Origin of the sequence: Mesorhizobium sp. M7A.F.Ca.US.006.04.2.1 (genome assembly GCF_004022915.1) — a bacterium.
Lineage (GTDB): Bacteria > Pseudomonadota > Alphaproteobacteria > Rhizobiales > Rhizobiaceae > Mesorhizobium > Mesorhizobium ciceri.
The window spans coordinates 1-7676 of the sequence record NZ_RZQA01000235.1; the positions used below are offsets into that span (position 1 = coordinate 1).

A 7676-nucleotide genomic window follows, 5' to 3' on the forward strand; every position below is an offset into this window, starting at 1 on the left:
ATGTACATGTGCTCGGCCGAATGCAGCGGCACCGAGACGCCGCACATCAGCCCGACCTTGCGCGCCCACTGGCCGGCGCAATTGACGACGATCTCGGCGGCAATGTTGCCGCGGTCCGTCTCGACACCGCAGGCGACGCCGTTCTTCACGCTGATGCCGGTGACCTTGACCCGCTCGAAAATTTTCGCGCCGCGATTGCGCGCACCCTTGGCCAGCGATTGCGTGAGATCGGTCGGATTGGCCTTGCCGTCGCCCGGCAGCCAGACGGCTCCGACCAGATCGTCGGTCGCCATGACCGGCCATAGATCGGCCGCCTCCTTCGGCGAAATCACGTCGATCTCGACGCCTTGGGCGCGAGCCGATGCGGCCGTGCGCTTCAGCACCGTCATGCGGTCGGCGGTCCGCGCCACCGACAGCGAGCCACAATTCTTCCAACCGGTGGCGAGCCCGGTCTCGGCCTCCAGCTCGCCATAGAGCTGCGTGGAGTATTTGATCAGGCTGGTCATGTTGGAATGACTGCGCAACTGGCCGACAAGCCCTGCGGCGTGCCAGGTGGTGCCACCGCTGAGTTGCCCCTGTTCGAGCAGCACGACATCGGTCCAACCGAGCTTCGTCAGATGATACGCGACCGAGCAGCCAATGATACCGCCGCCGACGATGACGACGCGCGCTTGCGTAGGGAATTCGTTTGCCATGGGACATCCTGCCGTTTTGACACCGGTTGGATCATAGCAGCCGAATTCCAAATATCAACACAAAATACCACAAAATATCACATCAAAGAGGCAACCATCAGCTCAGGCCCTTTGCGCGCAAGCGCTTCAGCGATGTCAGCCTGCGGTTTCGCGTCGACGATCACGCCGGCGGCGCGTTGAAAATTCGGAATCCTGAGCGGCGTCAGCTTTGCGAACTTGCTGCTGTCGAGAACGAAGTAGGTTTTGGCGGCAAGCGCGATCATGCGGCTGCGCTGTTCGGCGCCGGCGCGGGTGAAATCGGTCACCTCGCCGTCGGGCGACAGCGCGCCACCACCGAGGAAGGCGATGTCGACGCGAAAGCGCGACATGGCTTCGAGCATGTCGATGCCGGAGGCTGCTTCCTCGCCGGGATCGACTTCGCCACCCAGCACATGCACGCGCATGCCTGAGACGTGGCACAGCAGAAGCGCGATCTTCAGGCTCGCCGTGCAGATGGTGAGATCGCGCAGGTCGGCCATGGCTTGTGCGACGGCCAATGTGGTGGTGCCGGAATCGAGGAACACCACCATGCCGTCCTTTACAAGACCGGCGGCCAGCCTGCCGATCGCGGCCTTGCCTCCGGCATTTTCGTGGCTGCGCAAGCTCATTGCCGGTTCGCTCGGCTCGAAGCGGGCAGCGCCGCCATGGACAATGCCGAGCCGTCCCTTATCCGACAGCAGCTTCAGGTCACGGCGGATGGTTTCGCGCGAGACATCGAAGAACCCGGCCAGTTCGGCGACACTGACAGATCCCTGGGCGCCCAGCCGCCGCAGGATCTCTTCGTGGCGACGTGGAGCAAGGGCGCGCGCCGGCAGGCTGCTGTCGGGGGACATGATGATCCTCGGATCGAGTAGCGATGTTGCAATATGTGGCAGTGATCGTGCGCAGAGGCAACTCAAGCCATGTCGTCAGGATTTTCGCGACAGGCCATCTTCCCTGATCGCGCTGACCAGCGTCTCGCTTCCCTCGCGAAGATGCTGCCTCAGAATGCCTATGGCCCTGTCGCCGTCGCGCCACCGGCAGGCGGCCAGCAGATCGCGGTGCTCCGTCTGCGAGCGGCTGCGATAGTCCAGGTTCGACAGCAGGATGCGGACGTAGCGATCGGCGGCATTGTGGTGCGCCTCGATTAAGGCCAGCAATCGATTGTTGCCGCAGGCATCGTAGAGAGCCAGATGAAAGGCACGGTTCAGCGCGCCCCATCGGCCGACATTGCGCTCCGCGTCGATCTGATCGAGAACCTGTTCCGCCTCGTCGAGCCTGTCACCGGCGAGATTGGGAAGCGAAAGCCGCAACGCCTCGCATTCGAGCAATTCGCGCAGTGCATAGATTTCACTGATCTCGGCGCTGTCCATCCGGGCGACCTGCGCGCCTTTTGTCGGATGGATGGAAACAATGCCTTCGGCTTCCAATTGGCGAAGGGCGTCACGAATGGGCATGCGGCTGAAGCCAAACTGCTCGGCCAATTCGTCCTGGCGCAGCGAAGTGCCCGCCTTGATGGTGCCACTGGCAATCGCTTCGCGCAGGACATTGGCGACCTGTTCGGCCACGGTTCGCGGCCCCTGCATCACGCTTTCCGCAAATCCTGGCAATCGATGCTCCCGTTTGACGCGGGGCGCTCAGCCTAACGGAAACCCCTCTGCATGGATATATGTATGCCTGTATATGCACACGTTCGGCATCAATTGCCAGACTTGCCCGAATTCCTGCGCCAAGGCCTGATCTGCGTATTTTACCGGCGCTTCGCTTGCCTGGCGTCAGCCGCCGAAGCGCGGTTCCGCGACGCCCCTAACGCCAAGGCCTGATATGGCGAACAGGCTGCCGCGCAAAACGCCGTCGCCGGGAAAACGCGGCAGCGGCGGCTTGGCCATTGAGGTGACGTAGAGGGTGTCGAGCTTCGGTCCGCCGAACATGACGCTGGTGATCTTCTTGACCGGCATGTCGATGATGCGATCGATGCTGCCATCGGGCGCGTAGCGTACCAGCCTTCCGTCATAGACCAGCGCATTCCAGAGATAGCCCTCGGCATCGACGGTCGAGCCGTCCGCCGCACCGCCTCGGCTGGTGTCGACGCGCACGAAGGTACGCCTGTTGGTGGCGGCACCGGTGGCGATATCGTAGTCGTAGGCCCATATCTCGCCGGTCCAGGTATCGGCGAAATAGAAGGTGCGGTCGTCGGGGCTCCAGCATGGACCGTTGGAGCAGATGATGCCGGAATCGATCCGGGTGACGGAAAAATCCGGATCGAGCCTGTAGAGACCGCCGGACGGCCCCTCTTCCATCGTATCCATGGAGCCGGCGAAGAAACGGCCGCGCCGGTCGACCTTGCCGTCGTTGAGCCGGTTCATCGGCTTGTCCGGCTCGGGATCGTGGATCAGCGTCACCTCGCCCGTGGCGAAATCGAGCAGATGGAAGCCGCGCTGCAGCGAGACGACAGCGCCGCCGCCGTCCTTGCGCAGCGCCATTGAGCCGATCTTCATCGGCACGTCCCATGACCGGATCTCGCGCCCGTCGGCGGTCGCCCGAAACACGCGCCCGTCGAAGCTGTCGATCCAGTAGAGTCGTTCCTGTTCGACGTCCCACAGCGGTCCTTCGCCCAGTGTGGTCTTCACGTCCACCACGACTTCGATCTTCATGCCGTCCTCCTCCGTTTTGCGTCTCGCGGCGATTGCTCGGGCAGCCTCAGAAAGCGACCTTGTCCCCGCCTTTCAATGACAGGATTTCGCGTGCCTCGTCGGGCGTCGCCACCTCCATGCCGAGCCCTTCGATGATCTTGCGGGCCAGCAAGACCTGCTCGGCGTTCGACTTGGCAAGCTTGCCCTTGCCCGCCCACAGACTGTCCTCCAGCCCGACGCGGATGTTGCCGCCAAGGGCCGCCGATTGCGCCGCGATGCGCAGTTGGCTGGCGCCGGCGCCCAGTACCGACCACCGGAACTGGTCGCCGAACAGCCGGTCGGCAGTGCGCTTCATATGGGCAACGTCTTCTGGATGCGTGCCGATGCCGCCGAGCAGCCCGAACACCGACTGCACGAAGAAAGGCGGCTCCACCAGCCCACGGTCGGCGAAGTGGGAAAGGTTGTACAGATGGGCGATGTCGTAGCACTCGAACTCGAAGCGCGTGCCGTTGTCGTAGCAGGTCGCCAGAATGTACTCGATGTCCTTGAATGAGTTGCGGAAGACGAGGTCGCGCGTCGCTTCCAGATGCGGCTTTTCCCAATCGAACTTGAAGGTCTCGTATTTGTCGGCCAGGTGATAGAGCCCGAAATTGATCGAGCCCATGTTGAGCGAGGCGACTTCCGGCTTGAACTGGGCGGCCGGGCGCACGCGCTCCTCGACCTTCATGTAGGGGCTGCCACCGGTGGTGATGTTGATGGCGGCGTTGGTGCCTTGCTTGACGCGCGGCAGGAAGCGGGCGAAGGCCTCCGGCGTCTGGTCGGGCTTGCCGGTTTCCGGATCGCGGGCATGCAGATGCAGGATCGCGGCACCGGCTTCCGCCGCCGCGATCGCCTCCGAAGCGATCTGGTCGGGCGTGATCGGCAGATAGGGCGACATGGTCGGCGTGTGGATGGCGCCCGTCACCGCGCAGGTGATGATGACCTTGCCCCTGGTCTGTGCAGGTCCCGGCTTGCGACTGGTTTGCGTCATTCTCCAAACTCCTGATCCGATTTTCTCTTGTGGGCGGCGAGCGCCATGAGCCGGCGGTCACGCCACACCTGCCGGTCGCCTAGGCTTTGCTGTGGCAGTCGCTTGCGGCGATCAGCCTCGACCGTGTCGATGACCTTGCCGGCCCAGTCGACGCGCCGCTGCGTCTGGGGAAAGATGTTGGAATAGATGCCCTGATAGCGCTCGACATAGTCGCGCACGCCGCCGGGTGCATTGAGATCGATGGTCTCGAACGGCCCCATGAACGACCAGCGCAGCGCCAGCCCGTCGCGGATGCCGACGTCGACATCCTCGACACTGGCGTAGCCATCGGCGACAAGCCGGAAAGCTTCCTCAAGCAATGCGCCTTGCAGGCGATTCATGATGAAGCCGTCAAGCTCGTGCTGCATGACCAGTGGCGCGTGGCCGGCGTCGACGAGGAAGGCGCGGGTTCTCTCGACCGTCTCGGCCGAGGTCCACGGCGCCGGCACGATTTCGGCCGCCGGAATGAGATAGGGCGGGTTGATCGGATGCACGACCAGGCAGCGCTGCCGCCCTTGCAGATGGTCGGTGAATTTCGACGGCAACAGCGCCGAGGTGGAACTGGCGATGACTGTTTGGGGATCGGCAAGCGTGTCGATCAAGGAGAACACCTTGCGCTTCACCTCGAGATTCTCGGGCGTGTTCTCCTGGATATGCACGGCACCTGCCAACGCCTCTTCAAGCTCGGCGACAACGGAGATACGGTCAAGAACCTCACCGGCTTGCTGTCCCCGCAGAAGATCGTTCTGGGCGAGATCGCCGAGCACGCCGGCAATGTAGTCGCGGGCTCCACCTGTGGCAGTGGGCGACTGGTCCCACATCCGCACGTCATGGCCGGCGCGGGCGAAGCTGATCGCCCAGGCCCGTCCGATGAACCCGCTTCCGACGATCGCGACATTGGGCATGGTTTGTTCCTCAAAGTGTTTCGACGTTGCCGTCGACGCCGAGCGACTGGCCGGAAATGTTGATCCCCGCATCGGAGAGCAGGAAGGCGACCATCGACGCGACATCATAGGGGCTGGTCATGCGACGCAGCGAGATGTTCTGGAGATAGCGTCCGGTCATCTCCTCGTGGCTGACACCGACCTGCTTGGCGCGCGCCGAGATAACCCCTTCGATGCGGGGGCCCTCGATGATGCCGGGCAGGATGGCGTTGACCCTGATGGCGTGCGGCCCGAGCTCTTTGGCCAAGCTTTGCGTGAAACCGATGACACCGAACTTGGCCGCCGAATAGGGTGTGCGGAAGGCGTAGCCATGGCGGCCGGCGGCCGACGACATCGAGACGATCGAACCGCCGCCCGCCGCCTTGATCAGCGGCACCGCGCGCCGGGCGCACAGGAACTGGCCGGTCAGGCAGATGTCGATGCAGCGCCGCCAGTCCGCCGGATCGATCTCGTCGACACCGCCGGTCGGCCCGGCAATGCCGGCATTGTTGATCAGCGCATCGAGCCCGCCGAGTTTTTTCTCGACCGCCTCGAACAGACGGTCGACGTCCTCGTCGCGCGAGACGTCGGCCTTGACCGCCGCGACCAGGTCGATCTTGCTGGGAGCAGCGGCCAGCGCCTCATCGGAAACGTCGCAGACGACGATGCGGGCGCCGAGGCGTGACAGCGTGTCGGCTATGGCAAACCCGATGCCGCCTGCGCCCGCCGTCACCAGCACGCGCTGGCCTTTCAGCCCGGTCAAAAATTCGTCCGCCGATGCCGGCGCCCTTGTGCTCATGGTCATGTCCTTCTCATTGCAGCCGCCGTTCGCGCAGCGCCATGACGGCGCCCAGAACGACCAGTCCGTAAAGAATTGCCCTCGTGGCATAGGGAAGCGTGGTGCCGGCGAGCAGCATCTGCAGTGCCGTCAGCAACAACACGCCGCCGAGCATGCCGAGATAGTGGCCGCGCCCGCCGGTGATCAGCGCGCCGCCGACCACCACCACGGCGATCGACGGCAAGAGATAGTCGTCGCCCATGCCGAGGCTCGCCTGACCCGAAAAGCCGGTCAGCATGACGCCGACAACAGCCGCGCAGACGGCCGAAAGCATGTAGACCAGGATGAGCGTGCGCTCGACGCCGATGCCCGACAAGCGCGCCGCGCGCAGCCCGTTGCCGATGCCGTAGACGCGCCTTCCGAACGGGGTGCGGCCAAGCAGGAGTACCGCTGCGACGACAAAGACGACCATCAGCAGCACGATTGGAGTCAGCAGGCCGGCGAGCTTGGCCGTCATGACCCAGCGCAGCATCGGCGAGGAAAACCCGGCCGGCGTTCCCTGCGAATAGAGCAGCGCACAGCCTTGCAGAATGCCGTTGGTGGCGAGCGTCATGACGATCGGCGAGATGCCGAGATAGACGATGCCGAAACCATTGGCGAAGCCGATGGCGCAGGCCATCACCAGGACGACCGGCAAGGCGTAGACAAGGGCGGCGTCTGAGCCTTTGACCATGCCCGCCAGGATGATGCCGGAGATGCCGATCGTCCACGGCACGGAGAGATCGAGGCCTCCGGTCAGGATGACGGTCCCCTGCCCGAGCGCCAGGACGGCTAGGAAGGAGGATAGCACCAGCAGCGAATTCCAGTATCCCGGATTGAGGATGGCGCGGCCGAGCCAGATCTGGGTGACGAGCACGATGAGCAGCAGGCAGACATAGGCCGGCAGCGCATAGCGCAGCGTTTCCGCATTGCGCAGATGGAAGGCAGGGCGCGGCGATGCCGGACTGCGCTGGGCATGGGCTGGCTCGGCGATCTTGAGACGCCGGTCCACGCGCTCGAGCTGGGAGGGCAATATGCCGGCGCGCCAGGCGGCAAACCGGGCACGCGCGGCGCGCAATTGCACGGCAAGCACCGATGCATGCGAGATCGAGCCGGCAAGTGCCGCCAGCACCAGAATGGTGCCTTCGGCAATGGTCGCATAATAGGCCGATACGTTGAGCACCAGCAGGATGTTCACCACGATCATCAGGATAAAGGCGCCGAAGACAGAGCCCACCGGGCCGCCCTGCCCGCCACCGAGGCGCGTGCCGCCGACGACGACCGCCGCGAACATCGACAAGAGCAGCGGATTGCCGACCAGCGGATCGCCGCGGCCGGTCTGGGCGCTGATGAACACGCCGGCAAGGCCATAGCAGCCGCCGGCGATAACATAGACGGCAAAGCGCACCAGAACGACATTGATGCCGACGGAAGCGGCCGACTCCGGATCGCTGCCAACCGCGTAGAGTGCTGTGCCGAAGCGGGTTCCCTTCAGCCAGGACCAGGCGGGCAGGACGACAC

General features: G+C 64.1%; 8 protein-coding genes. All 8 read right to left on the minus strand.

The window, feature by feature from the left end; translation table 11 throughout:
* Positions 1 to 695 (minus strand): FAD-binding oxidoreductase (locus EN925_RS14710; RefSeq protein ID WP_164894217.1); only part of this gene is annotated, 695 nt, incomplete at its 3' end.
* A 77-nt stretch (positions 696 to 772) separates the two neighbouring features.
* The gene (locus EN925_RS14715; RefSeq protein WP_063171545.1) at positions 773 to 1567 is read right to left on the minus strand and encodes a DeoR/GlpR family DNA-binding transcription regulator; all 795 of its coding nucleotides are present in this window, start codon (positions 1565 to 1567) and stop codon (positions 773 to 775) included.
* 75 nt (positions 1568 to 1642) lie between these two features.
* A complete protein-coding gene (locus EN925_RS14720; protein ID WP_032809708.1) occupies positions 1643 to 2299 on the minus strand; it encodes a GntR family transcriptional regulator in 657 nt (218 codons plus the stop codon).
* 189 nt (positions 2300 to 2488) lie between these two features.
* A complete protein-coding gene (locus tag EN925_RS14725) occupies positions 2489 to 3367 on the minus strand; it encodes an SMP-30/gluconolactonase/LRE family protein (protein ID WP_013533046.1) in 879 nt (292 codons plus the stop codon).
* Between the two features lie 46 nt (positions 3368 to 3413).
* Complete coding sequence (locus EN925_RS14730) at positions 3414 to 4376, minus strand: 3-keto-5-aminohexanoate cleavage protein (protein WP_127385015.1); 963 nt, start codon at positions 4374 to 4376, stop codon at positions 3414 to 3416.
* The gene (locus EN925_RS14735) at positions 4373 to 5320 is read right to left on the minus strand and encodes a 3-hydroxyacyl-CoA dehydrogenase (RefSeq protein ID WP_127368384.1); all 948 of its coding nucleotides are present in this window, start codon (positions 5318 to 5320) and stop codon (positions 4373 to 4375) included. Before EN925_RS14735 ends, EN925_RS14730 begins: the two co-directional genes overlap by 4 nt.
* Before the next feature lie 10 nt (positions 5321 to 5330).
* Positions 5331 to 6137, minus strand: a complete 807-nt coding sequence (locus tag EN925_RS14740; protein WP_127385018.1) for an SDR family oxidoreductase — start codon at positions 6135 to 6137, stop codon at positions 5331 to 5333.
* Positions 6138 to 6150: 13 nt separating this feature from the next.
* Positions 6151 to 7676 (minus strand): ABC transporter permease (locus tag EN925_RS14745; protein WP_128336646.1); only part of this gene is annotated, 1526 nt, incomplete at its 5' end.